At 64.7% G+C, this 26,414-nt stretch carries 21 protein-coding genes; 12 read left to right on the top strand and 9 right to left on the bottom strand.

All coding sequences use genetic code 11. The features are described 5' to 3' along the window. Positions 1 to 6: 6 nt before the first annotated feature. Positions 7 to 993, bottom strand: a complete 987-nt coding sequence (locus N2602_RS05695; protein ID WP_260382027.1) for a threonine/serine dehydratase — start codon at positions 991 to 993, stop codon at positions 7 to 9. Between the two features lie 27 nt (positions 994 to 1,020). Between N2602_RS05695 and N2602_RS05700 the strand changes: the two genes are divergently transcribed. After that, positions 1,021 to 1,323 carry a helix-turn-helix transcriptional regulator gene (locus tag N2602_RS05700; protein WP_057028173.1) on the top strand — a complete coding sequence of 101 codons (303 nt, stop codon included), beginning with the start codon at positions 1,021 to 1,023 and terminating at the stop codon, positions 1,321 to 1,323. Positions 1,324 to 1,452: 129 nt separating this feature from the next. Beyond that, positions 1,453 to 2,082 carry a glutathione S-transferase family protein gene (locus tag N2602_RS05705; protein WP_260382028.1) on the top strand — a complete coding sequence of 210 codons (630 nt, stop codon included), beginning with the start codon at positions 1,453 to 1,455 and terminating at the stop codon, positions 2,080 to 2,082. A gap of 290 nt (positions 2,083 to 2,372) precedes the next feature. Here the strand turns inward: N2602_RS05705 and metH are convergent, their stop codons facing one another. Both metH and metF read right to left on the bottom strand, forming a co-directional pair. Then, positions 2,373 to 6,215 (bottom strand): methionine synthase, encoded by a 3,843-nt coding sequence (metH, locus tag N2602_RS05710; RefSeq protein ID WP_260382029.1) that lies wholly within the window; start codon positions 6,213 to 6,215, stop codon positions 2,373 to 2,375. Between the two features lie 6 nt (positions 6,216 to 6,221). Further along, complete coding sequence (gene metF, locus N2602_RS05715) at positions 6,222 to 7,142, bottom strand: methylenetetrahydrofolate reductase [NAD(P)H] (protein ID WP_212254154.1); 921 nt, start codon at positions 7,140 to 7,142, stop codon at positions 6,222 to 6,224. A gap of 374 nt (positions 7,143 to 7,516) precedes the next feature. On the opposite strand from metF, the gene N2602_RS05720 reads away from it, so the two are divergent. Next, on the top strand, positions 7,517 to 8,536 hold the full coding sequence (locus N2602_RS05720) for an LLM class flavin-dependent oxidoreductase (RefSeq protein WP_260382030.1): 1,020 nt from the start codon (positions 7,517 to 7,519) through the stop codon (positions 8,534 to 8,536). Positions 8,537 to 8,690: 154 nt separating this feature from the next. Here the strand turns inward: N2602_RS05720 and N2602_RS05725 are convergent, their stop codons facing one another. After that, positions 8,691 to 9,548 (bottom strand): prephenate dehydratase, encoded by an 858-nt coding sequence (locus N2602_RS05725; RefSeq protein WP_212254156.1) that lies wholly within the window; start codon positions 9,546 to 9,548, stop codon positions 8,691 to 8,693. A 21-nt stretch (positions 9,549 to 9,569) separates the two neighbouring features. Then, a complete protein-coding gene (locus tag N2602_RS05730; protein ID WP_260382031.1) occupies positions 9,570 to 10,310 on the bottom strand; it encodes a 3-deoxy-manno-octulosonate cytidylyltransferase in 741 nt (246 codons plus the stop codon). A gap of 233 nt (positions 10,311 to 10,543) precedes the next feature. Between N2602_RS05730 and N2602_RS05735 the strand changes: the two genes are divergently transcribed. From N2602_RS05735 to N2602_RS05760, 6 genes are all read left to right on the top strand, one after another. Beyond that, positions 10,544 to 11,098: a cytochrome c family protein gene (locus N2602_RS05735; RefSeq protein ID WP_172784928.1), complete on the top strand. Its 555-nt coding sequence runs from the start codon at positions 10,544 to 10,546 to the stop codon at positions 11,096 to 11,098. A 210-nt stretch (positions 11,099 to 11,308) separates the two neighbouring features. After that, positions 11,309 to 13,225, top strand: a complete 1,917-nt coding sequence (locus N2602_RS05740) for an extracellular solute-binding protein (RefSeq protein ID WP_260382032.1) — start codon at positions 11,309 to 11,311, stop codon at positions 13,223 to 13,225. Positions 13,226 to 13,239: 14 nt separating this feature from the next. Then, positions 13,240 to 15,126 carry an extracellular solute-binding protein gene (locus tag N2602_RS05745; RefSeq protein ID WP_260382033.1) on the top strand — a complete coding sequence of 629 codons (1,887 nt, stop codon included), beginning with the start codon at positions 13,240 to 13,242 and terminating at the stop codon, positions 15,124 to 15,126. A gap of 2 nt (positions 15,127 to 15,128) precedes the next feature. Further along, entirely contained in the window at positions 15,129 to 16,238 is a 1,110-nt protein-coding gene (locus N2602_RS05750; RefSeq protein WP_172784925.1) for a microcin C ABC transporter permease YejB, read from the top strand. Continuing rightward, positions 16,238 to 17,416, top strand: coding sequence for an ABC transporter permease (locus tag N2602_RS05755; RefSeq protein WP_172784924.1), 1,179 nt, complete (start codon positions 16,238 to 16,240; stop codon positions 17,414 to 17,416). Before N2602_RS05750 ends, N2602_RS05755 begins: the two co-directional genes overlap by 1 nt. 5 nt (positions 17,417 to 17,421) lie before the next feature. Then, a complete protein-coding gene (locus N2602_RS05760) occupies positions 17,422 to 19,059 on the top strand; it encodes an ABC transporter ATP-binding protein (protein ID WP_260382034.1) in 1,638 nt (545 codons plus the stop codon). 30 nt (positions 19,060 to 19,089) lie between these two features. Here the strand turns inward: N2602_RS05760 and N2602_RS05765 are convergent, their stop codons facing one another. After that, a complete protein-coding gene (locus N2602_RS05765; protein ID WP_260382035.1) occupies positions 19,090 to 19,932 on the bottom strand; it encodes a C40 family peptidase in 843 nt (280 codons plus the stop codon). Next, positions 19,925 to 21,298, bottom strand: coding sequence for a M17 family metallopeptidase (locus N2602_RS05770; protein ID WP_260382036.1), 1,374 nt, complete (start codon positions 21,296 to 21,298; stop codon positions 19,925 to 19,927). The genes N2602_RS05765 and N2602_RS05770 overlap by 8 nt, the downstream gene beginning before the upstream one ends. A 199-nt stretch (positions 21,299 to 21,497) precedes the next feature. Between N2602_RS05770 and N2602_RS05775 the strand changes: the two genes are divergently transcribed. From N2602_RS05775 to N2602_RS05785, 3 genes are all read left to right on the top strand, one after another. Continuing rightward, positions 21,498 to 21,701, top strand: coding sequence for a hypothetical protein (locus tag N2602_RS05775; protein ID WP_172784920.1), 204 nt, complete (start codon positions 21,498 to 21,500; stop codon positions 21,699 to 21,701). Between the two features lie 269 nt (positions 21,702 to 21,970). Next, a complete protein-coding gene (locus N2602_RS05780; protein ID WP_260382037.1) occupies positions 21,971 to 23,494 on the top strand; it encodes a metallophosphoesterase in 1,524 nt (507 codons plus the stop codon). Between the two features lie 80 nt (positions 23,495 to 23,574). Beyond that, positions 23,575 to 24,402, top strand: a complete 828-nt coding sequence (locus tag N2602_RS05785) for a tetratricopeptide repeat protein (protein ID WP_172784918.1) — start codon at positions 23,575 to 23,577, stop codon at positions 24,400 to 24,402. A gap of 49 nt (positions 24,403 to 24,451) precedes the next feature. Here the strand turns inward: N2602_RS05785 and N2602_RS05790 are convergent, their stop codons facing one another. After that, positions 24,452 to 25,426 (bottom strand): type II secretion system F family protein, encoded by a 975-nt coding sequence (locus N2602_RS05790; RefSeq protein WP_260382038.1) that lies wholly within the window; start codon positions 25,424 to 25,426, stop codon positions 24,452 to 24,454. Between the two features lie 9 nt (positions 25,427 to 25,435). Then, positions 25,436 to 26,413 (bottom strand): type II secretion system F family protein, encoded by a 978-nt coding sequence (locus N2602_RS05795; protein WP_260382039.1) that lies wholly within the window; start codon positions 26,411 to 26,413, stop codon positions 25,436 to 25,438. Between the last annotated feature and the right edge of the window lies 1 nt (position 26,414).

The raw sequence follows: 26,414 nt of genomic DNA on the forward strand, positions 1-26,414 counted from the left end.
TCCCACTCAGCTATCGAAATTCACCGCCGTCGTGTTGGCGCCGCAGACCAAAATCGCGAGACGCTCGGCAGGCGAAGGACGATAGCGGCCGGAGAGCACCGCGGCAAAGGCGGCGGCGCCGCCGCCGGGCTCGGCCACGAGGCGCAAGTGCGACCACAGCGCCGCCTGGGCCTGCCGGATCGCATCGTCGCTGACCAGGACGACGCGCTCGACATGGGCCCGCGCGACCGGAAACATCAGCTCGCCGACGCGCCGCGGCGCAAGGCTGTCGGCGGCGATGCCGCCGCCCGGCGCATCGACCGGCGCGCCCGCCTCGAACGCGGCGTGCAGGGTGGGCGATTGTTCCGGCTCGACCGCGACGATGCGCGTCCGGCCGGCGTACCACGCCGCAATGCCGCCGATCAGCCCGCCGCCGCCGACCGCCACCAGCAGCGTGTCGATGCCGGGCGCATCCTGCTCCAATTCCAGTCCGACGCTGCCCTGGCCGAGCAGGGTTTCGGCCTGATCGTAGGCATGGACGGCCAGCGCGCCGGTCTGGGCGACATGCGCCTCGCTCGCGGCGAGCGCATCGGCGTAGCGGCTGCCCGCGATCACGAGCTTTGCGCCATAAGCCCTGATCCGCTCGGCCTTGGCCGGCGAGGTGATGTCGGGCACGAAGATCGTGGCGGCAATGCCGAGCCGCTGCGCCGCATGGGCGACGGCCGCGCCGTGATTGCCGCCGGATGCGGCGACGACACCGGCCTGCGGCACCTGCCGCAGCAACAGATTGGCGAAGGCGCCGCGCGCCTTGAACGATCCGGAATGCTGCAGCATCTCGAGCTTGAAGGTGACGGGCGCTGCCGGCAGGCCGAAATCGGCGAGATCGGCCTGAACAAGCGGCGTGCGCCTGATATGCGGACGGATGACCGGCTCGGTCGCCGCAATCCGCTCCCGATTGATGTCCATTGTCGCTGTCATGATACCGTCCAGGATAGCCCAAGGGAGCGTTGACATCAATTAGGTAATTAGCAAAATGGCTAAATGAAATTTGCCGTCGCCTTGCGCGCGCTCGCCAACGAACGCCGCCTGCAGATCCTGGAATGGCTGCGGGATCCGCGGCGGCATTTTCGCGAGCAGGAAGATGGCGACCTGGTCGAGGACGGCGTCTGCGGATTGCTGATCGCCGAAAAGCTCGGGGTCAGCGCGCCGACATTGAGCGAGCACATGCGGGTGCTGACGGCAGCCAAGCTGGTGCGCGCCAAGCGCATCAAGCAATGGACGATGTACAAGCGCAACGAGACGGCCATCGCCGCGATCAAGCGCTCGATCCAGGACGGCCTTTGAGCGCAAGGCCGCCCGCGGACCTCGTTGCAGCCGGCGCAATGCTCCCTTTCCGAGATTTTTGTTGCGTCGCGCCGAGCCCGTCGTGGAGACTGATCGGCCGTTGTTCAATGATTGAGAAGAGCGAGAACCATGTTCCTGATCGGCCAATATGATTCCCCCTTCGTCCGCCGCGTCGCGATTGCGCTCCGGCTCTACGGGCTCGCCTTCGAGCACAAGCCATGGTCGACCTTCGGCGATGCCGACAAGATCGCGCCCTACAATCCGTTGCGCCGCGTGCCGACGCTGGTGCTCGACGACGACGAGGCGCTGATCGAGAGCATGATCATCCTGGATTATCTCGACGACCTCGTCGGGCCCGAGAAGGCCATGCTGCCGCGCGGCGGCACCGAGCGGCGCAGGCATTTGCGCATCTGCGCGCTCGCCTCCGGCCTCGGCGACAAGGCGGTCAGCCTGCTCTACGAGCGCGTGCTGCGGAAGGAGCAGCTCGCGCTGTGGGTCGAGCGCTGCCAGGCACAGATCGCGGACGTGCTGGAGGTGCTCGAGGCCGAGCGCGCCAGGGTGACGACGCCGTACTGGCTGGGGACGCGCATCGGCCACGCCGACATCGCGGTGGCCTGCGTCGTCCGCTTTACCCGCGAAGCGCATCCACAGCTGTTCGATGCGTCGCGCTATCCGGCGCTCGCGGCGCATAGCGCGCGTTGCGAGGCACTGGCCCCGTTCCAGGAGATCGTGCAGCCGCTGTCCCCGCCGAAGGGATGAGGTGCGCTCTGTCATTCCGGGGCGCGCGAAGCGCGAGCCCGGAATCCATCGTGCAGCGGGAGATGAGGACAAATGGATTCCGGGCTCGCGCCAAGAGGCGCGCCCCGGAATGACGGCGCTGGGCCTGGCGAGAGTGTCGGACCGCTACAGCAGCCCGATGATGCCACAATACCCCTGTTTTGCCCGACGCCGCAACGGGATTTCGGCAAGGCCGAAAATCCTCAAGCCTTTTCAACCCCATCGCTACTGTGCATGGGGTTGTTTTCTCTACTTTGTTTTGGACGCCCCGCTTACCCCGCGCCGGCGCGCTTTTTCTGCCACACGAGGTGCACCGCGCAGGTGCAGCCCGGCGGATGCGAGGCGAGGTCTTTCGGCATCTCGTCGTTCGCAGGCGTGGCGGCGAAGGCCTTGTCCTGCGACGGGATGTAGTTCAGCACCGGCGCGAGCCAGCGCTCGGCTTCCGCTACCGTCATGCCCTTGCGCGCCGCGTAGTCCTCGACCTGGTCGCGCTCGATCTTGCCGACGCCGAAATAATAGCTCTCGGGGCTCGCCAAATAGAGCCCCGACACGCTACTGCCCGGCCACATCGCAAAGCTCTCGGTCAGCTTCACGCCGGCGGTCGCCTCCGCATCGAGCAGCTCGAACAGTATCGCCTTCTCGGTGTGATCGGGCTGCGCGGGATAGCCGGGCGCGGGGCGGATGCCCTGGTATTTCTCCAGGATCAGCTCATCGTTGGAGAGCGCCTCGTCAGGTGCATAGGCCCAGAACTCGCGGCGGACGCGGGCATGCATGCGTTCGGCAAAGGCCTCGGCGAGGCGGTCGGCCAGTGCCTTGCACAGGATCGAGGAATAGTCGTCGTTGGCCATCTTGAAGCGGTCGGCAACGGCGTCCTCGCCGATCCCAGCGGTGACGACGAAGCCGCCGATGTAATCGGGCACGCCGGCCGGGGCGATGAAGTCGGACAGCGCCGCGTTGAAGCGGCCTTCGCGCTTCTCCAGCTGCTGGCGCAGCGTGTGCAGCGTCGCGATGCTCTTGGTCCGGCTTTCGTCGGCATAGAGCACGATGTCATCGCCTTGCGCATTCGCCGGCCAGAAGCCGATCGTCGCGCGCGCCCGGAACCACTTTTCCTTGACGATGGTGTTGAGCATCTTGCGCGCATCGTCATAGAGCGAGCGCGCGACCTCGCCGACCTTGGCGTCGTCGAGAATGGCAGGGAAGCGTCCGGCGAGCTCCCAGGTCTGGAAGAACGGCGTCCAGTCGATATAGGGCACGAGCTCGGCGAGATCATATTCGTCGAAGCTTTTGGTGCCGAGGAAGGTCGGCTTCACCGGCTTGTTCGCGGCAAAGTCGACCGGCACGCGGTTGGCGCGGGCATCAGCGAGCTTCAGCCGCTTCTTGTCGGCCTGCGCGCGCAGATGCGCCTCCGAGATCTTTGCGTATTCGGCGCGCACCTCGGCCGCATAGGTCTCGCGCTTCTCGGGCGAGAGCAGTGCGGAGGCGACCCCGACGGCGCGGCTGGCATCGTTGACATGCACGACGGGACCGGCGCGATAGCTCGGGTCGATCTTCACCGCCGTGTGCACGCGGCTGGTGGTGGCGCCGCCGATCAAGAGCGGCAGCCTCAAGCCTTCACGCTGCAATTCGCCGGCGAAGAACGCCATCTCGTCGAGCGAGGGCGTGATCAGGCCGGAGAGCCCGACGATGTCGGCCTTCTCCGCCTTCACGGTCTCGACGATCTTCGCCGCCGGCACCATCACGCCGAGGTCGATGACTTCGAAATTGTTGCACTGGAGCACGATGCCGACGATGTTCTTGCCGATGTCGTGGACGTCGCCCTTCACCGTCGCGAGCACGATCTTGCCGGCGGACGAGGAGCCCTCGGTGCCGATGCCGCTCGCAAGGTTGCGCGCCTTCTCCTCCTCCATGAACGGCATGAGGTAGGCAACGGCCTGCTTCATGACGCGCGCGGACTTCACCACCTGCGGCAAAAACATCTTGCCGTCGCCGAAGAGGTCGCCGACCACGTTCATGCCGGCCATCAGCGGGCCTTCGATGACATCGAGTGGGCGCGAGGACTTCTTGCGGGCTTCCTCGGTGTCCTGCTCGATGAACTCGGTGTTGCCATGCACCAGCGAATGTGACAGCCGCTTCTCCACCGGCCATTCGCGCCAGGCGAGATCGGCTTCCTTGCTTTCCGTCTTCTTGCCGCGGAATTTCTCGGCGAGCGCCAGCAGGCGTTCGCTCGCGCCGGGGTCGCGATTGAGGACGACGTCCTCGCAGGTCTGGCGCAGCTCCGGATCGATGTCGTCATAGACGATCATCTGACCGGCATTGACGATGCCCATGTCCATGCCGGCCTTGATGGCGTGATACAGGAACACCGAGTGCATGGCCTCGCGCACCGGCTCGTTGCCGCGGAACGAGAACGACAGATTGGAGACGCCGCCCGAGACATGCGCGCCCGGCAGGTTCTGCCGGATCCAGCGCGTCGCCTCGATGAAGTCGACGCCGTAATTGTTGTGCTCCTCGATGCCGGTCGCGATCGCGAAGATGTTCGGATCGAAGATGATGTCCTCGGGCGGGAAGCCGACCTTGTTCACCAGGATGTCGTAGGCGCGCTTGCAGATCTCGGTCTTGCGCGCGAACGTATCGGCCTGGCCGACCTCGTCGAACGCCATGACCACGACCGCCGCGCCGTGACGGCGGGCGATCTTCGCCTCGTGAATGAACTTCTCCTCGCCTTCCTTCATCGAGATCGAGTTCACGACCGGCTTGCCCTGAACGCATTTCAGGCCGGCTTCGATCACCGAGAATTTCGAGGAGTCCACCATCACGGGCACGCGTGCGATGTCGGGCTCGGCGGCGACGAGGTTGAGGAAGGTCACCATCGCCGCTTCTGAATCGAGCAGGCCCTCGTCCATGTTGACGTCGATGATTTGCGCGCCGTTTTCGACCTGGTCGCGCGCGACCTGGAGCGCGGCGGCGTAATCGCCGGCGGTGATCAGCTTGCGGAAACGCGCCGATCCCGTGACGTTGGTGCGCTCGCCGACATTGACGAAGGGGATCGCGTCCGTCAGCACGAAAGGCTCGAGGCCGGAGAGCCGCAGGCGCGGTGCGATCTCGGGCACGATGCGCGGCTTGTGCGGGGCGACGGCGGCCGCGATCGCGGCGATATGGTCCGGCGTCGTGCCGCAGCAGCCACCGACGATGTTGACGAGGCCGTCGCCTGCGAACTCGCCGACGAGGCGCGCCATGTAGTCGGGCGTTTCGTCATACTGGCCGAACTCGTTCGGCAGGCCGGCATTGGGATAGGCACACACGAGCGTGTCGGCGACGCGGCCGATGTCGGCGATGTGCGCGCGCAGATCTTCGGCGCCGAGCGCACAGTTGAAGCCGATGGTCACAGGCTTTGCATGCCGCACCGAATTCCAGAACGCTTCCGGCATCTGCCCCGACAGCAGGCGGCCGGACTTGTCGGTGATGGTGCCTGACACCATCACGGGCATGTCGATGCCGCGCTCTTCGGTGATCTCCGCGATCGCATAGAGCGCCGCCTTGGCGTTGAGCGTGTCGAAGATGGTCTCGACCAGCAAGAGATCGACGCCGCCGTCGATCAGGCCGCGGATCTGCTCGCCATAGGACTTGCGCAGATCGTCGAAGGTGACGGCGCGATAGCCGGGATTGGAAACGTCGGGCGAGATCGAGGCCGTGCGGTTGGTGGGACCGATTGCGCCGGCGACGAAGCGCGGCTTGCCGTCCTCGGCCGCGACGCGGCGGGCGGCATTGCCGGCTAGGCGGGCGCCTTCGCGCGCCATCTCGTAGACGATGTCGGTGAGGTCGTAATCGGCCTGCGCGATCGAGGTCGTCGAGAAGGTGTTGGTCGCGACGATGTCGGCGCCGGCGCGCAAGTAGGCCGCGTGGATGTCCTCGATCGCCTGCGGCTGCGTCAGGATCAACAAATCGTTGTTGCCGCGCAGGTCGCGATGGAAGTTCTTGAAGCGTTCGCCGCGGAAGGCTTTCTCGTCGAGCTGCAGGTTCTGGATCATCGTGCCCATGGCGCCGTCGAGCACGAGGATGCGCTCGCGCGCGGCGGCAAGGAGAGCAGTTCGCTTCGGAGAGACGGTCACGGTCATTTTCTCTTATGCCGCCTTCTGCGCGCTCTTGGCGCGAATGCCGAGCAAATGGCTGATCGCGAACACGAGATCGGCGCGGTTCATGGTGTAGAAATGGAAGGTGTCGACGCCGTGCTTGGCGAGCTTCTGCACCTGGCCGGCGGCGACGGTCGCGGCCACCAGCTTGCGCGTTTCGGCATCGTCATCGAGGCCCTCGAATTTCGCGGCGAGCCAGTCGGGCACGGAGGTGCCGTTCCGGGTGACGAAATTGCGCGCCTGCTTGAAATTGTGCATGGGCATGATGCCGGGCACGATCGGGATATCGATGCCGCGCGCACGCACGCGGTCGAGATAGCGGAAGTAGAGGTCGTTGTCGAAGAACACCTGGGTGATCGCGCGCGTCGCGCCCGCATCGACCTTGGCCTTGAGCGTGTCGATATCGGCGTCGAAGTCGCGCGATTCAGGATGCTTCTCGGGATAGGCCGAGACCGAGACTTCGATATCGCCGTGCCGCTTCTTGATCCCGGCGACGAGCCCGGCCGAGCTCTGATAACCCTCGGGATGGCTCGAATAGGGCGTGCCGATGCCGCCGACGGGATCGCCGCGCAAGGCCACGATGTGGCGGACGCCGACCTCGTGATAGCGGTCGACGATCTCGTCGATCTCGCCGCGCGAAGCACCGACGCAGGTCAGATGCGCCGCCGGCAGCAGCGCGGTCTCTTGCAGGATGCGCGCGATGGTCGAATGCGTGCGCTCGCGGGTCGAGCCGCCGGCGCCATAGGTCACCGAGACGAATTTCGGCTCGAGCGGGGCGAGCCGGTTGATCGTCTCCCAGAGATTGCGCTCCATCTCTTCCGTCTTGGGCGGAAAGAATTCGAAGGAGATCGCAGGCCGTTTCAGGTGCCCATCTTGCCGGTCGGCTGTCGCAGGCGTCGTCAGGTCAGTCATGGCGCCACTCACTCCAATGTAGGCCGGCGATCGGATCTAGCTTCGGAGACCTAAAATACGGCAAAGGCCCCCGGGTCGACAGCCCATCATTGATGGGAAGTTGCCCATTTAGGGGCCAATGTGCAGTTTCTTTGTTTGAATCGCGCATCTGGTGGGAAAGAGGATGGCCGGAACAATATACTGATTTAAAAAGAATTATTGTTCTTTGGCTTCGTTTCGCGGGCCTGATTTCGTGGTGGGCAGGATAAAAACTGTCTACAAACGAGCAGCAATTGGCCCAACCTGAGCCGCTGGCGGGCCCGCCCGTCCGTACGCGTCAGGCCTGCGCAGCCCGCCCATTGCCGCCGCGACGGCCTCCATTACGTTAACCGGCCATGATCCCGCTCTCCGTCCTCGACCTCTCCGTCGTCACAACAGGCACCAAGCCCGCCGCGGCGCTACGCAACAGCATCGATCTGGCGCGTCACGTCGATGGGCTCGGCTATGTCCGCTACTGGCTCGCTGAGCATCACAACCTCGCCTCTGTCGCGAGCCCGGCGCCCGATGTCATGATCGGGCAGATCGCGGCGGTGACGAAGCATCTCCGCGTCGGCTCCGGCGGCGTGATGCTGCCCAACCACGCGCCGCTGGTCGTCGCCGAGCGCTTCAAGATGCTGGAGGCGCTGTTTCCCGGCCGGATCGATCTCGGTCTCGGCCGCGCGCCCGGCACCGACGGTGCCACGGCCTACGCGCTCAGAAGCCGGCTCGACCGTCGCGAGGGCGACGATTTCCTGGAGCGCCTGCACGAATTGATCCTGTGGGAGACGCGCGAATTCCCCGCAGGGCACCCCTACAACAACGTCGTCGCCATGCCCGACGACACCAGGCTACCGCCGATCTGGCTGCTTGGCTCCAGCGATTATTCCTCGGAATTGGCCGCCCAGGTCGGCATGGGCTTCGCCTTCGCCCATCATTTCGCATCCCACGACGCGATCGATGCGATGGTGCATTACCGCAATCGATTTCAGCCCTCGGCGTGGCGCGCGAGCCCGCATGCCATTCTCGCGGTCGCCGTCATCGCGGCCGATACCGACGAGGAGGCCGAAAGGCTCGCCTCGTCCTTCGACCTCAACCGCCTTCGCCGCGACCGTGGTCAATATCTGCCGCTGCCGAGCGTCGAGGAGGCCATGGCCTATCCGTATACGGATGCCGAGCGCACCTCGATCCTGCGCAACCGTTCGCGCCTGTTCGTCGGCAGCCCCGCGACGGTGCAGAAGAAGCTGCAGCCCTTGATCTACGCGAGCAAACCGGACGAGCTGATGGTGATCACGGCGGTGTATGACCACGAGGCCCGAAAGAAGTCGTATTCGTTGCTGGCGGAGGCGTTCGGGCTGGCGAAAAGAGAAAGCGCGTAAACCCGCTCTCGTGCCCCGGACGCAGCGCAGCGCTTCCCCGGCGATGCGAAGCATCGTCCGGTGCAGCGGTGCGCTGCAGAGCCGGGGCCCATCTCGCGACTGGGTATCCTGTCCCTGGGTCCCGGCTCGCGCTTCGCGCGTCCGGGACACGCTATCAATCCTGCGCCTCGCTGAATGTCGCGCGGAACGGATGGCCCGGATACACGCCGACGATGCGGAATTCGCGCGAGAAGAATTTCAGCTCCTCGATGGCGAAGGCGAGGCCCTTGTCATCGGGGTGGCCGTCGACATCGGCATAAAACTGCGTGGCGAAGAAATTGCCGTCCACCATGTAGCTCTCGAGCTTGGTCATGTTGACGCCATTGGTGGCGAAGCCGCCGAGCGCCTTGTAGAGCGCCGCCGGCAAATTGCGCACGCGGAAAACAAAAGTCGTGACGAGCGGCGCGGTGCCTTGGGGCGCCCATTTCGGTTCGCGCGCCAGCACCACGAAGCGCGTGGTGTTGTGGGCCTCGTCCTCGATGTCCTCGGCGAGGATGTCTAGGCCGTAGATCTTTGCCGCCAGGCGCGAGGCGATCGCGGCCACCGTCTTGTCCTTGCGCTCCGAGATGTCGCGGGCGCTGCCGGCGGTGTCGGCGTGCACGATCGGCTTGATGCCGAGCTTGCGGATGATGCGCCGGCACTGGCCGAGCGCGTGCACGTGGCTCTCGACGCTCTTGATGTCCTCGAGCTTGGTCCCCTTCACCGCCATCAGTTGATGCCGCACCGGCAGGAACCATTCGCCGACGATGAAGAGGCCGGACGCCGGCAGCAAATGATGGATGTCGGCGACGCGGCCGGCGACCGAATTCTCGATCGGGATCATGCCGAGATCGGCCTCGCCCGACGAGATCGCCGACAGCGCGTCCTCAAACGTGGCGCAGGGCATCGGCTCGGCGTCGGGATAGGCCTCGACGATGGCGATGTGGGAATTGGCTCCGGGTTCGCCCTGGAATGCGATCTTCATCTTGCTCATGCTCGGCCTTGTAGCAGCGGCTCAGGATTTGGAAAGGATGCTGCGCGCAGTTTCGAGATCGGGCGGCGTGTCGACGCCGCGAGGCACGCTATCGACGATCATGATGTCGATCCGCATGCCGGCCTCCACCGCCCGGAGCTGCTCCAGGCTCTCCTGACGTTCCAGGGGCGACGGCGGCAGCGATACGAACCGCTCCAGCGCCGCGCGGCGATAGGCATAAAGCCCGATGTGATGGTATCGCGGTCCGTTGCCGTAAGGGGCTGTGGCGCGGGTGAAATAAAGTGCCCGCAACCGCTTCGGCCCGATCGGCGAACCGATCGCCTTCACCACGCTCGGCGCGAGGTCCTCCTCCTCGGTGTGGATCTGCGAGGCCAATGTGACGATGTCGACCGCGGGATCGTCGAAGGGTGGCAGCACCTCGCGGATGGTCTGCGGCGTGATGGTCGGGAAATCGCCCTGGAGATTGATCACGATCTCGGCCTTGCCCTCGGGATCGAGCTTCTGCATGGCTTCGTGGATGCGGTCGGAGCCGGAGGGGTGGTCGGAGCGGGTCATCACTGCCTCACCGCCATGGGCGGTCACGACCGAGGCGATTTCGTCGGTGTCGGTCGCGACCGCAACCCGGCCGATTGCAGCGGCCTCTGCGCGGCGCAGCACATGCACGATCATCGGCAGTCCCGCGATATCGGCGAGCGGCTTGCCGGGCAGGCGGGTGGCCGCCATGCGGGCCGGGATCAGAACCAGGATGCGGGGGTCGATCATTGGGTTCAAAGGTCTGGGGTCAAGAGCCTGAAAACGGAGCGTTTTCCGCACCGGGAAATGGGATGGGGACGGGCCTGAAGCCGGCTCGCTTATACGGGTTGCCAGACCCCGGGCAAACCGATATCTCAATGGCAAAACTCGGGGAAACAATAAGGAACGTTTGATTCTCCCGAGGCTCGTCCTGGCGGCCGCTTGGGCCGCTGTTTCCTTCTTGCGGTGGGGCCTGGCCGGAAATGGACTCTTTCGAACTCAATAAGATTCTCGGTGCCGTGCTCGGCACCTGTCTCTTCCTGCTGGTGACGAGCTTCACCGCGAGTGCACTGTTCTCCCCCAAGATGCCGGAAAAGCCGGGCTTCGAGATCGCGGTGAAGGAAGACGCTGGCCATGGCAAGGAAGGTGGCGCCGCCGCAGCCTCCTCCGAGCCGATCGAAAAGCTGCTCCAGACTGCCTCCGTCGAGAAGGGCGCTGCCGCCGCCAAGAAGTGCGGCGCCTGCCACACCTTCGAGAAGGGTGGCCCCAATCGTGTCGGTCCGAACCTCTATGGCGTGGTCGGCGAGAAGCGGGGTGAGGGCCGTGGCGGCTTCAACTTCTCGGCTGCCATGAAGGCCAAGGGCGGCACCTGGACCTTCGACGACCTCAACAAGTTCATTGCCAACCCGAAGGGCTTCATCCCGGGCACTGCCATGGGCTTCGCCGGCATTCCGAAGGATTCCGAGCGCGCCGACGTCATTGCCTATCTGAACTCGCTGTCGGAGCATCCGCAGCCGCTGCCGACCGCGTCGAAGTAAGACTTCCAGAGCATTTTTCGGATATGCGGCCAGGCTGAAAAGCCTGGCCGTTTCCTTATCCGGGCCTCGCAACGACGTTATCGGGGCGTTTGGCCGCATCCGATAGGCCGGCCGGGCTTCCAAGATGAGGAAAAAGCAACATACTCCGTCGAAACCTCGCCTATATTGGGAACTTAAAGGAGTAGCCTCCTTCAAGACAGGGATGTTGATTTGGCCATTACCCGACGCGATCTCCTGCTCACCGGCACTGCTGCGGCAGCGCTTCCAGCCCTTGGTTCCGTCGCGGGCGTTCCCGTCGCCGGCACGGCACAGGCGCAATCGGCAAGCGAGCTGCCTTCTAATGGGTTGCCTTGGCGCCACGCGCTGTCCCTGTTCGGAAAGGTCAAGTATCCCGCCGACTTCAAGCGCTTCGACTACGTCAATCCGGACGCGCCCAAAGGCGGCGTGGCGCGCCAGATCGCCGTCGGCACGTTCGACAATTTCAACATCGTCGTCTCGGGCGTGAAGGGCCAGGTCGCCGGCGCCGTCGCATTCATCTACGAATCGCTCCTGACCCAGGCGCTTGACGAGGTCTCGACCGAATACGGCGCGCTGGCCGAAGCGGTCAGCCATCCCGACGATTTTTCCTTCGTCACCTATCGCCTGCGGCCGCAGGCGAAATGGCACGACGGCAAGCCCGTCACGCCGGAGGACGTGATCTTCTCGCTCGATTCCTTCAAGAAGCACCATCCGATGTACTCGGCCTATTACAGCCATGTGGTGAAGGCCGAGAAGGTCGGCGAGCGCGAGGTGAAGTTCGTGTTCGACGCGCCCGGCAATCGCGAACTGCCGCAGATCGTCGGGCAGCTCATCGTGCTGCCGAAGCATTGGTGGGAGGGGACCGATGCGCAGGGCCGCAAGCGCGATGTGTCCACCACCACGCTCGAAGTGCCGCTCGGGTCCGGTCCCTACAAGATCAAGGATTTCGTTGCAGGACGGTCGATCGCGCTGGAGCGCGTCAAGGACTATTGGGGTCGCGATCTGCCCATAAATGTGGGCCGCAACAATTTCGACGAGCTGCGCTACGAATATTTTCGCGACGGCACCGTTGCGATCGAGGCCTTCAAGGCCGACCAGGTGGATTGGCGTACCGAGAACAGCGCGAAGAGCTGGGCGACCGCCTACGATTTCCCGGCCGTGACCGAAAAGCGGGTAATCCTCGAGGAGTTCGCCAATCGCAGCTCGGGCGTGATGCAGGCCTTCGTGCCGAACCTGCGCCGCGCCAAGTTCAGCGATCCGCGTGTTCGTCGTGCGCTCAACTACGCGTTCGACTTCGAGGAGATGAACAAGCAGATCTTCTTCGGTCAGTACAAGCGCATCAGCAGCTATTTCGACGGCATCGACGAGCTGATGGCAACCGGATTGCCGCAGGGAAAAGAGCTCGAGATCCTCGAGACGATTCGCGCCCAGGTGCCGCCCGAAGTCTTCACGACGGCCTATACCAATCCGGTAGGAGGCAACCCGGAAGCGGTGCGTGACAATCTGCGTGAGGCGCTGCGCCTGTTCAAGGAGGCCGGCTACGAGGTGCGCGACCGCAAGCTGATCGACGTCAAGACCGGCGCCCAGTTCTCGCTGGAACTGCTCAACTCGGATCCCAGCTTCGAACGAATTACGCTGTTCTACAAGCCGTCGCTGGAGCGGCTCGGTATTGCCGTGAGCGTGCGGACGGTCGATCCGACCCAATACGAGAACAGGACGCGCGAGTGGGACTTCGACATCGTCACGAACTCTTGGGGCGAATCGCAATCGCCGGGCAACGAGCAGCGCGAGTTCTGGTCTTCCAAGTCGGCCGACATCGCCGGCTCGCGCAACATCGCCGGCATCAAGAATCCGGCCGTCGACAAGCTGATCGAGCGGGTGATCTACGCCACTGATCGCGACGATCTCGTCGCGGCCACCAAGGCACTCGACCGCGTGCTGTTGTGGAATCACTACGTCGTTCCGCAATGGACCTACAACAAGGTCCGCACCGCACGCTGGGATCGCTTTGGCCGGCCGGCGGAACTGCCCAAATACGGTCAGTCGGGCTTCCCGTTCATCTGGTGGTACGACGCAGACAAGGCGGCGCGGATCGCAAAGAAGTCGTGAAGGACAATTCCCGCATGACGCAGATGTCACGCCGCCATGTGCTGGTCTTGGGTGTTGGCGGCGCCCTCGGGGCGTCGCTGGGTGCGCAGCCGTTGCGCGGCGCACGAGCATCGGAAGCGGCGATCGAGGCGCACGGCATGTCGGCGTTCGGCGATCTCAAATATCCCGCCGACTTCCATCATTTCGACTATGTCAATGTCGATGCGCCGAAAGGCGGCACGTTCTCGCTGATCCCGTCGGTGCGCGCCTACAATCAGTCCTACCAGACCTTCAACTCGCTCAACGCCTTCATCCTGAAAGGCGACGGCGCACAAGGTATGGACATGACGTTTTCGCCGCTGATGGTCCGGGCAAGTGACGAGCCTGACGCAATGTACGGGCTGGCCGCCAAATCCGTGCAAATATCGCCGGACAAGCTGGTCTATCGCTTCACGATGCGGCCCGAGGCGAAATTCCACGACGGGACCAGGCTCACGGCCCACGATGCAGCTTTTTCGCTGACGACGCTGAAGACCAAGGGGCATCCGCTGATCATCGTGCAGATGCGCGACATGGTCGGCGCGGAAGCCCTCGACGATGCGACGTTCGTGGTCACCTTTGCCAAGGGGCGTGCGCGCGACGTGCCGCTCTATGTCGCCAGCCTGCCGATCTTCTCGAAGGCGTACTACGCGTCCCGCCCGTTCGATGAATCGTCGCTGGAGATTCCGCTCGGCTCGGGCCCGTACAGGGTCGGCAGGTTCGAGGTCAATCGCTACATCGAGTTCGAGCGCGTGAAGGACTGGTGGGCCGCTGATCTCCCGCCCTGCCGCGGCAGCTACAACTTCGATGTCGTCCGCTACGAATTCTACCGCGACCGCGACGTCGCCTTCGAGGGCTTTACCGGCAAGAGCTATCTCTACCGCGAGGAGTTCACTTCGCGCATCTGGGCGACGCGCTATGACTTCCCCGCGGTCAAGGACGGCCGTGTCAAGATGGAGGTCGTGCCCGACGATACGCCCTCCGGTGCGCAAGGCTGGTTCATCAATACGCGGCGCGACAAATTCAAAGACCCCCGCGTGCGCGAGGCCCTGATCAATGCTTTCGATTTCGAGTGGACCAACAAGACCATCATGTACGGCGCTTATGCCCGTACGGTCTCGCCGTTCCAGAACTCGGACCTCATGGCGGGCAATGCGCCGCCTTCGCCGGAAGAGCTGAAGCTGCTGGAGCCGTTTCGCGGCCAGGTTCCCGACGAGGTGTTTGCGGCGCCGTTCACGCCGCCGACCTCTGACGGCTCCGGTCAGGATCGCAGCCTTCTCCGCAAGGCGCAGCAATTGCTGACCGAGGCCGGCGTTCCCATCAAGGACGGCAAGCGGGTACTGCCGAACGGCGAGGTGTTCAAGATCGAGTTCCTGCTGGACGAGCCCTCGTTTCAGCCGCACCACGCGCCCTACATCAAGAATCTGGCGACGCTCGGTATCGAAGCGAGCGTGCGCCTCGTCGATGCCGTACAGCACAAGGCCCGGCAGGAAGATTTTGATTTCGACCTGACGATCCAGCGCTTCAGCATGTCGGCGACGCCAGGCGATGCCATGCGCGCATTCTTCTCCTCGCAGGTCGCAAACACCAAGGGCTCGTACAATCTCGCCGGCGTCGCCAGTCCGGCGATCGATGCCATGATCGACAAGATCATGGCGGCCGACAGCCGCGAAGAGCTGACCGTCGCCTGCCGCGCCTTCGATCGCCTGTTCCGCGCCGGTCGCTATTGGATACCGCAATGGTACAACAAGACGCACCGGCTGGCCTATTGGGATCAGTTCGGCCATCCGCAGAAGCTGCCGCGCTATGCCAATGGCGTCGGCGCGCCGGAGATCTGGTGGTATGAGCCCGCCAAGGCGGCCAAGCTCGAGCAGGCAAAATAGCCATGAGCGCCTATATCGCCCGCCGCATCCTGCTGATGATTCCGACGCTGCTCGGAATCCTCTTCGTGTCCTTCGTCGTCGTGCAGTTCGCGCCGGGCGGCCCGGTCGAGCGCGTAATCGCGCAGCTCTCGGGTGCCGATACCGGCGGGACCTCGCGTATTTCCGGCGGCAGCGATTTTGCGCAGCGCGCGCCCGGACAGGTCGGTGCCGGCGGCGATGCCATCAACTCGAAATATCGCGGCGCGCAGGGCCTCGACCCTGATTTCATCAAGAAGCTGGAGGTGCAGTTCGGCTTCGACAAGCCCGCGCCGGAACGCTTCCTGCTGATGGTGTGGAACTTCGCCCGCTTCGATTTCGGCAAGAGCTATTTTCGCGACGTCAGCGTGCTCCAGCTCATCAAGGAGAAGCTGCCCGTCTCGATCTCGCTTGGCCTCTGGCTGACGCTTGTGACGTATCTGATCTCGATCCCGCTCGGCATTCGCAAGGCCGTGAACGACGGGGCGCGCTTCGACACCTGGACCTCGACGGTACTCGTGCTCGGCTACGCCATCCCCGGTTTTCTGTTCGCCATCCTCCTCATCATCCTGTTTGCCGGCGGCTCCTTCTTCAACTGGTTCCCGCTGCGCGGACTCACTTCGGACGGCTGGTCGCAGTTTCCCTGGTATTGGAAGATCATCGATTATTTCTGGCATCTGACGCTGCCGCTGATCGCCATGGGGCTGGGTGCCTTCACCACCATGACGTTCCTGACCAAGAACTCGTTCCTGGACGAGATCCGCAAGCAATACGTCATGACCGCCCGCGCCAAGGGCTGTAGCGAGAACCGGGTGCTCTACGGCCACGTCTTCCGCAACGCGATGCTGATCGTGATCGCCGGCTTCCCCGGCACTTTCATCCACGCCTTCTTTTCCGGCTCGCTGCTGATCGAGACCATCTTCTCGCTGGACGGGCTCGGGCTGCTCAGCTTCGAGAGCGTGCTCAACCGCGACTACCCCGTGGTGTTCGGCACGCTCTACATCTTTTCGCTGGTCGGCCTCGTCATCAACCTGATCTCCGACCTGACCTATATGTGGATCGACCCCCGGATCGATTTCGAAGCGCGGGAGGTCTGATGACGATCACCGCGCCGACGCCGATCGAGACCACAGCGAAGTCGCCGCTCGGCGATGTCGTTCCGATCACGCGCAAGCCGTTCGCTCCGTCGCCGCTCAACCGGCGGCGCTGGCAGAACTTCAAGGCGAACCGCCGCGGCTACTGGTCCTTCTGGATCTTCATCGGCCTGTTCGTGATTTCGCTGTTCGCCGAGCTGATTGCCAATGATCGGCCCTTCCTGATCAAGTTCGATGGCCGTCTCTATTGGCCGGCCTTCGTCACCTATTCGGAGACGACGTTCGGCGGCGATTTCGAGACGGCGGCCGATTATCGCGACCCGTACTTGCAGAAGCTGATCAAGGAAAAGGGCGGCAGCATCGTCTGGCCGCTGATCCGCTACTCCTACGACACCCATAATCTCGATTTGCCGACGCCGGCGCCGTCGCCGCCGACCTGGATGCTGACGGAGAAGCAGTGCAAGCCGGTGGTCGAGAAGAAGGGGCTGAAGAGCTGCCGCGATCTCGAATACAACTGGCTCGGGACCGACGATCAGGGTCGCGACGTGGTGGCGCGGCTGATCTACGGCTTCCGCATCTCCGTGCTGTTCGGCCTTTGTCTCACCATCGTCTCGTCCGTCATCGGCATCGCGGCGGGCGCGGTGCAGGGCTATTTCGGCGGGTGGGTCGATCTGATCTTCCAGCGCTTCATCGAGATCTGGACCGCGATTCCATCGCTCTATCTACTCCTGATCCTGTCCTCGGTGCTCGTACCCGGCTTCTTCGTGCTGCTCGGCATCCTGCTGCTGTTCTCCTGGGTCTCGCTGGTCGGTCTCGTGCGAGCCGAGTTCCTGCGCGGGCGCAATTTCGAATACATCCAGGCGGCGCGGGCGCTCGGCGTCTCCAATCCCGTGATCATGTTCCGTCACCTGCTGCCGAACGCGATGGTCGCGACCATGACGTTCCTGCCGTTCATCGTGTCGAGCTCGGTGATGACGCTGACGGCGCTCGATTTCCTCGGCTTCGGCCTGCCACCGGGGTCGCCTTCCCTTGGCGAGCTGCTGTCGCAGGCCAAGGCCAATGTGCAGGCGCCGTGGCTCGGCTTCTCCGGCTTCTTCTCGGTCGCGATCATGCTGTCGCTCCTGATCTTCATCGGCGAAGCCGTGCGCGACGCCTTCGATCCGCGCAAGACGTTCAGGTAAGGCACATGGACGCGATCAACCAGCCTCTGCTCAGCGTGCGCGATCTCTCGGTGGCTTTCCATCAGGGGGGCGCCACCACGCTCGCGGTCGACAAGGTCTCGTTCCAGATCAAGCGCGGCGAATGCGTCGCGCTGGTCGGCGAATCCGGTTCCGGCAAGTCGGTCAGCGCGCTCTCGATCCTGAAGCTGCTGCCCTATCCGAACGCCTCCCACCCCTCCGGCAGCATCCGCTTCAAGGGGCAGGAGCTGATCGACCAATCCGAGCAGCAGATGCGCGAGCTCAGGGGCAGCGACATCTCCATCATCTTCCAGGAGCCGATGACCTCGCTCAATCCGCTGCACACGATCGAGGCCCAGATCGGCGAGATCATCCAGCTGCACAATCCGACCAGCAATGCGCAGGCGCGCAAGCGGACGCTGGAGCTGCTGACCCAGGTCGGCATTCCCGATCCGGAGACGCGGCTGAACAGCTATCCGCACCAGCTCTCCGGCGGCCAGCGCCAGCGCGTGATGATCGCGATGGCGCTCGCCAACGAGCCGGACCTTCTGATCGCGGACGAGCCGACCACCGCGCTCGACGTCACCGTGCAGGCGCAGATCTTGGCGCTGCTCGCCGAGATCCGCTCGCGGCTGGGCATGAGCCTGTTGTTCATCACCCACGATCTCGGCATCGTGCGCCGCATCGCCGACACCGTCTGTGTCATGAAGGGCGGCGCGATCGTCGAGCAGGGGCCGGTCGAGCAGGTCTTCAAGACCCCGAAACACCCCTATACGCGCGACCTGCTCGCGGCCGAGCCCAAGCCCGATCCGGCGCCGCCGCAGCCGGATGCGCCGGTGGTGATGTCGGCCGATGATCTCAAAGTCTGGTTCCCGATCAAGCGCGGCCTGATGCGCAAGACGGTCGGCCACATCAAGGCGGTCGACGGCGTCAGCGTCGCCGTACGCAAGGGCGAGACGCTCGGCGTGGTCGGTGAAAGCGGCTCGGGCAAGACGACGCTGGGACTGGCGCTGCTGCGGCTGATCTCCTCGAACGGGCGCATCGTGTTCTTAGGGAACGACATCCAGGGCCTGCGTTTCCAGGAGATGCGTCCCTTCCGGCGCGACATGCAGATCGTGTTCCAGGATCCGTTCGGCTCGCTCTCACCGCGTATGTCGGTCGCCGACATCATCGCCGAAGGCCTGTCCGTGCATCAGCCGAAGCTCTCGCGCGAAGAACGCGAGGCGCGCGTCGTCAAGGCGCTCGAGGATGTCGGGCTCAATCCGGAGACGCGCTTCCGCTATCCGCACGAATTCTCCGGCGGCCAGCGTCAGCGCATCTCGATCGCGCGCGCGATCGTGCTGGAGCCGGATTTTGTCGTGCTCGACGAGCCGACCAGCGCACTCGACATGCTGTTCCAGGCGCAGATGGTCGATCTGTTGCGCGAGCTGCAGCGCAAGCGCGAGCTCACCTACATGTTCATCTCGCACGATTTGCGCGTCGTCGCCTCGCTCGCCAGCCACCTCATCGTGATGCGCGGCGGCAAGGTGGTCGAGGAAGGTCAGGCGGCCGAGCTGTTCAGGAATCCGAAGACGGATTACACGCGCGCGCTGTTTGCGGCCGCGTTCCGGCTGGAAACGGCCGGGAATGGGGCGGTGGCGACGTAGCTGCGCTCTACCCATCTACAAGGTGCGCGGCTACAGCCGCTTGATCGCAACGACCTCGCTGCCGGCCGCCTTGATCCGCGCGATCGCCGGCTCGATCGGCTCGATCACCGTTGCCATGTGATGCGCATTGGCGTGAACCATGGTGGCGGCATCGCGCACGATCGCGACATGACCTTTCCAGAAGATCAGATCGCCGCGCTGCAAGCTGCTCCATTCATGCGGCTCCAGCGCACGGCCGAGACCGGCGAGCTGCATGTCGCTGTCGCGCGGGCAGCCGATCCCGGTCGATGCCAGCGAGACCTGGACGAGGCCGGAGCAATCGATGCCAAAGCTGCTCTTGCCGCCCCAGAGATAGGGCGTGCCGAGGAAGCGCTCGGCGACCGCGACGAAATCCGCTTCGCGGTGATCGAGCGGAGCGAGATGCGATCTCGGCAGATATCTGCCGTCGTGCGTCACGGCGAAGCCGCCGTCCTGGCGCGCCACGGCGAGCCTCGATCCCATCACGAGCGTGTCGGCCGGTGGGAGCTTGATCGAGGGTCCGGGGAACGCAAACGTCCGCAGCGCGCTGACCAAGTGAGTTGGGGCGGCCGCCGGCTTTGCGAGCGCCGCATCCGGCAGCCAGCCGACATAGCCATCGCCATTGAGCTGGCCCCACGCCCAACCCTCGCCGTTGCGGTCGTAGACCGTGACACGTTCGCCGCGCAGGGCCTCCGTCATCAGCATCGCGTTCGAAGACGGCTGCTCGCGCAACGGCGCGATCGCTTCGACCACCTCGAATTCCTCGCCGGCGACGTAGCGATCCGCCTGCACCTTGCCTTCGAGATATTTGGCGGCGAGGTCGCCGCGCGCCGGTGTCAGCCGCGGGTCATGCATAGCGCTCGCTCAGCAGTGCGTAGATGGCGCGCGCGGCCTGGCACTCGCCGCCTTCGGGCCGTGCCGGCTTCGCCGACGGCGTCCAGCCAAAGATATCGACATGCAGCCAGCTCTTGGCGCGCTCGACGAAGCGTTGCAGGAACAGGGCGCAGGTGATCGAGCCGGCAAAACCGCCCGATGGTGCATTGGTGATGGTGGCGGTCTTGGAGTCCAGCCAGGCATCGTAAGGCGGCCACAGCGGCATGCGCCACAACGGATCGTTCTCCTTCACCGCGCAGCGCGCGACGTCGGAGGCCAGCGTCTCATCATTGGTGTAGAAGGGCGGCAGATCCGGTCCCAGCGCGACGCGGGCCGCGCCGGTCAGCGTACCCAGGTCGATCAGCAGATCGGGCGTCTCCTCGTCGGCCAGCGCCAGCGCGTCGGCGAGCACGAGGCGGCCTTCGGCGTCGGTGTTTCCGATCTCGACCGTGATCCCCTTGCGCGAGGTGAAGATATCGAGCGGGCGGAAGGCATTGCCGGCGACGGCGTTCTCGACCGCCGGGATCAGCACGCGCAGCCGCACCTTCAGCTTCGCATCTATCACCATGCGCGCCAGCGCCAGCACGTTGGCGGCGCCGCCCATGTCCTTCTTCATGATCAGCATGCCGCTCGACGGCTTCAGGTCCAGGCCGCCGGTGTCGAAGCACACGCCTTTGCCGACCAGCGTCACCTTGGGATGATCAGGATCGCCCCAGACGATGTCGATCAGCCGCGGCGCGCGACTGGAGGCCATGCCGACGGCGTGGATCAGCGGAAAGCTCTTCGCCAGCTCTTCGCCGATGGTGCAGGCGAAGCTCGCGCCGAACTCGGCGGCGAGCGCTTGCGCCGCTGCGGCGAGCTCGTCCGGGCCCATGTCGTTGGAGGGCGTGTTGATGAGGTCGCGCGCGAGCATTGCGGCATCGGCAATCCGCTCGATCTCGGCCGCATCGACACCGTCAGGCGGCACCAGCCGGACGTTGGGCCTGTCGGCCTTGCGGTAGCGGGCGAAGCGATAGCATCCCAGCGCGAACGCGAGCGCCGCGAGCCGTGCGTCGTGCGGTGCATTCGCAAACCGATAGGTGCCCGGCGGCAAAAGGCCGGGCAGGGCGCCGGGCCGAAACAGGTCGCGCGATCTTGCACTCTCCTCCTCGAGCCCGAACAGCACCTGTGCAATGGCGCCGTCGGTCGCGGGCAGGGCAAGATAGCCGCCCGGCTTTGCGGCAAAGGCGCTGGCGCTCGCGAACTGGCGTTGCGCCGGCGGCAGCGTCTCGGCGACCTGATCCCAGCTCGATTTGGTGACGAAGGTGATCGGGGTGGCGGTGGATGACGTCTCGAAGACAGAAGGCATTGGCGGGTCCGGATCGTCAGTTCAGGCGAGTCATGCGAACGGACGAGACTTCGCAGAGTTTGGCCGCGGCTGCAATCGGCTTTGCCGTCACCGTTCGGCGAGCCGCTACTCGCCTCAAGGGGGCCATGGTAGGTTCCGGCAACGGTCGCCAGAATGAAATCGGGGGCGACCGACGACAAACGCGCCGGGAGGACATGCAATGGAGTTTGTGTGGAGCGTGGTTACGTTCATCGGCCAGGCTATCGAGGTGATCTTCGGTTATGTCGAGCACCACCATTGGATATTCGCGTTCCTTGCCGGCGGCTACCTCTTCTATCTCCACGACCGCTCCGTCCACGCGCGCTTCGATGCGCTCGACAGGCGCGTCGACGAGATCCGCAAGCGGATTGCCATCGAATATTGAGCGGACGAGACGAAACCCTCCTCGGACAAATCTCGTATCTGACGCCGAGAGCTGCCGTTCGCGACGCCGCGGCCGCAGGGCTTTACTAGCGCTTTGGTTGTGGCATTATCTGCGAATATTCTAGATTGTGCCGCTCGCTCTGCGTGACCCGAACGCAGACACGCAGCAGCACGGTGCCTGCCCAGGTTAGGTCGATACGGCTGAATCCGTTCGTCGAAGCATTCTTCTTGCTGTTTGGGCGGCGCAGCATTGCAGATGAGCGGCGCAAAATGGATAGATCGTTCGTTGTTGCGCAGATTTCCGACCTGCATCTGGACGGGTCGGGCCGGCTGCTTCCGGCCATCGAGACGCTCAGGGCCGCGATTTGCGAGAAGATGGCGGCTGTCGCGAATGTTCCCGATCGCATCCTGCTGATCACGGGCGACCTGGTGGACGACCCGACGCCGCGCGCGCTCGACGAGGCGCTCGCCGTCATCGCATCCTTCCGGCAGACCGGGCTGTTCACCGACATCCAGGCTGTGGCCGGCAATCACGACGTCAAGCGGCCGAGCCAGCGTGCGGGCCGTCACGACGCCTACGATTACCTGCACCTGCCGCGGAGCGCGAAGAGCGTCTATTACCGTCAGGCCGGCCTCGACCTGGTGCTGCTCGATTCCAATCGCGCAAGCCTCATGGCGCTCGCGAGCGGCAAGATCGGCGAGAGCGCCTACAAGGCGATGGTCGCCGATTCCGCCCGGCTGAGCGCCGAGCTCGCGGGGAGCATCGGTTCTTCCGGGCGCACCGACTATGCCGAGCCCGTGGACAACTTGGTCCGCGTGCTGGCCCTGCACCATCATCCGCTGCCGCAGGCGACCGGCGAAGGAAAGCGCTTTCTCGGCGTGCCCGACGAGCCGCTGATGTATCTCGCCGCACCCGCGACCTTCCTCGAGGCCGCCACCTCGCTCAACGTCGATCTGGTTCTGCACGGTCATCGCCATGTCGAGGGGCTGACCCGTTATTCCATCCCCGATCCGCGTGCGACGTCGAGCGACAGCGGTGAGGCGTTCTGGCGCACGATCTACGTGCTCTCCTGTCCGTCCTCGACCGGGCAGGCCGGTGACGATGCCGGCTTCAACCTCGTCCATTTCGGCCCCGCGTCCCATGCCGGCCGCACGGAGCACCGCTTCGCGATCACCCGCTATTCGAGGCTCCGCAACGATGCGGCCTTCAGGCCACTCGATTCCAACCTGCCGGGCGGCGTCATCAGGCTGCCCGCGGGACGCGACTTTTCCCGTGATCCGGCCCTCCAGTCGGCGATCACGGCCGCCTCATCCGGCGCGCTGACACGCGACCAGGTCGCGGCGATCGTCCGCCGGCTGTTCATGCGTGGCAGCTTCTACGATGAGGCGGAGCCGAACTGGGCGAATGCGCTCTACGCCTACGTCGTCTCGGCCCATGCCTGGGCGGAGCTCGAGCGCAAGGCCGCGAGATCCGGGCCGGGATTCGATGTCGACGTGCTCGCCGCGGTGAGAACGCTGCTCGGTCGATTGATCGAGCAATCCGCCGACGTGCTCGGCATCGATCGCGCTCAGCTCGATGAGCTCTACGGGAGAGGCCTGATCAACCGTCACGACTTCCTGCGCCAGGTGCCGCGGCTGCCTCGCGAGGGGATCGACGTTCGACGGCGGGCGCGGCAGAGACTGCAATTGCTGCGGGAGCTGGACCAGCAGGTGAAGGCGCTCGGCCCCGATCTCGGCCTCGGCGGAGGCGCGCCTCCGCAACAACCGCCGGCGCGAGAGGAGCACGTCGGATAGCGCCGTTAACCGGCCGTTAGGGTTAACATTCTATTGCTGACGCGTTCGGCTCGATCGAGCAGCTCGAGAGTCAAAGCGTCATGCGTCAACGGATCAGGCTTACCCGGCTACTTGCTTCCACGTCGCTGGTCGCGACGGTTGCGATGGGCCTCGGCGGCTGCACGGCCATGTCGAAGCTCTCCGAGGTGACGGGCTCGGTCGGCCCCCGGGCGGATGCGGCCTCCGCCGATCGCGCGCCGACCGATCCGGCGCGTGCGGTCGAAGCCTATGGCGAGCGCTACCGCGCCAATCCCCGGGATGCCGACGCCGCACTCGCCTATGGACAGGCCTTGCGCGCCAACGGCCAACGCGCCCAGGCGGCCGCCGTGCTCGAGCAGGCGACCATCGCCAACCCCGGCAACAAGGCGCTGCTCGCTCAATACGGCCGCGCACTCGCCGACAACGGCAATTTCCAGCAGGCCTTCGACGTGCTGTCGAAGGCGCATTCGCCCGACAATCCGGACTGGCGCCTGCTCTCTGTGCAGGGCACCGCGCTGGACCAGATGGGCCGTCATGAGGAGGCGCGATCCTATTACGCGAGCGCGCTGAAGATCGCACCGGGTGATCCCGGCGTGCTCTCAAACCTCGGCCTGTCCTACATGCTGTCGAAAGAGCTGCCGAAGGCGGAAGAGGCGCTACGGCAGGCCCATGCCTCGCCGCGTGCCGGCGCCCGGGTGCGGCAGAACCTCGGCTTGGTCGTCGGTCTGCAGGGCCGCTTCGCGGAAGCGGAGGCCATCGTCAAGGCGGACCTGCCGCCGGACCAGGCTGCGGCCAATGTCGCCTATCTTAAGGAAATGCTGAGCCGCAGCGACGCCCCGCGCGGCGCGCCGAAGCGGACGCCGATCGCTTCGCTGAGCCAGCCCGACTGATCATCTGACTTCCTGGCCTTGGTGGCAGAGCGTATGGGCCCAGCCCGGCTCACTGCATCTCGGTGACCTTGATGGCGGTGGGTCCGAGAATGACCACGAACAGCACCGGCAGGAAGAACAGGATCATCGGCACCGTGAGCTTCGGCGGCAGCGCGGCCGCCTTCTTCTCGGCCTCGTTCATGCGCATGTCGCGGTTCTCCTGCGCCATGACGCGCAAGGAATGGCCGAGCGGGGTGCCGTAACGTTCCGCCTGCTGCAGCGCCAGACACACCGACTTGACGCCCTCGAGCCCGGTACGCCGTGCCAGGTTCTCGTAGGCGACCTTGCGATCCTGCAAATAGGACAGCTCGGCGGTGGTCAGGGTGAACTCCTCCGACAGCGCGATCGACTGGCCCACGATTTCGTTCGCAACCTTCCGGAATGCCATCTCGACCGACATGCCGGATTCGATGCAGATCAGGAGCAGGTCGAGCGCGTCGGGAAACGCACGCTTGATCGAGAGTTGGCGCTTGGAGATCGCATTCCTGAGGAACAGCATCGGCGCCTGGAGGCCGAGATAGGCGGCGCCGAGGCAGATGCCGATCTTGATCGGCAGCGCCTGTTGCATGTTTCCGATCACGAACACGTAGAGGGCCGAGCCGATCAGGAACACGATCGGGGCGACCATGCGGGCAAACAGGAAGGTGATATAGGGTGCCTGGCCGCGGTAACCTGCCATGATGAGCTTGTCCCGCGCAGCTTCCTGCGCGAGCCATTTCGTCAGGTTGAAGTCCTCGACCACCCTGGAGACGAGTTGCTTCGGTGTCTGGCGCAGCGAAACCTTCTCGTTCTTGTTGAGACGCTCACGCTCGCGCTGCCGTATGCGCTCACGCTCGCTCGCCACCGCCTTCATGCGCTTGGAGAGGCCCTCGCCGGCGAACAACGGCATCACCAGCGTATAGACCGTGGCACTCGCGGCGATGGCCGCGAGCAGCATGGTCATGAAACGGACGTCGTGCAGTTTCGAGACGAGGAATTCGACCATACGCCACCGTCAGAAATCGAAGTTGATCATCTTCTTCATCACCAGGATGCCGATCGACATCCAGACGACGCAGCCGACCAGCATCAGCTGGCCGGTGGGATGAGTCCAAAGCACCGAGATGTATTGCGGCGTCGTGAGATAGACCAGGAACATCACGATCGGCGGCAGCGATCCGATGATGCCGGCCGAGGCCTTGGCTTCCATCGACATCGCCTGGATCTTTTCCTTCATCTTCTTGCGGTCGCGCAGCACCTTGGAGAGGTTACCGAGCGCTTCGGAGAGGTTGCCGCCCGACTTCTGCTGGATCGACACCACGATGCCGAAGAAATTGGCCTCCGGCAGCGGCATGCGCTCGTAGAGCCGCGCGCAGGCCTCGCCCAGCGGCATGCCGATCGCCTGCGTCTCGATGATGGCCAGGAACTCGCTGCGCAGCGGCTCGGGCGCATCGGCGGCCACGACCTTGATCGATTCGAACAAGGGCAGGCCCGCCTTGATGCCGCGGACGATCACGTCGACCGCATCGGGCAGTGCAGCCAGGAACTTGGTTTCGCGGCGTTTCTTGAGGAAGCCGAGTGCCCAGCGCGGCAGGCCGAAGCCGCCGGCAAAGGCAAGACCGGCGGCGCCGATCAGTCCGCCGCCCGCGAACACAGCGGCCGCGAAAAATACGCCCGCCACGACGGCGGACACGATCCAGAATTTCTGGGGCGTCCAGTCGAGCCCGGCCTGCGACAGGCGGACGCTGAGCGGGACGCTCTTCTCCTGGGCGCGCCGCGCCTCGAGGTCCTTGAGCGTGGTCTCGACCTGCTCGCGGCGCGAGCGCTGGGTCTTCTCGGCCTGACGGGCCGTGGGCGCCTCGGCGCGCGCGACCGAGGCGCGGCGGCTTTCCGCCTTTCGCTCCCCGGACAGCAGCGGATAGAGAAAGACCCAGGCGATGCCACCGACCGCTGCGGTGGCGAGGAAGGCGAGGGCGAGGACCTGAATGTTCATG

Source organism: Bradyrhizobium sp. NC92 (assembly GCF_025200865.1).
Lineage (GTDB): Bacteria > Pseudomonadota > Alphaproteobacteria > Rhizobiales > Xanthobacteraceae > Bradyrhizobium.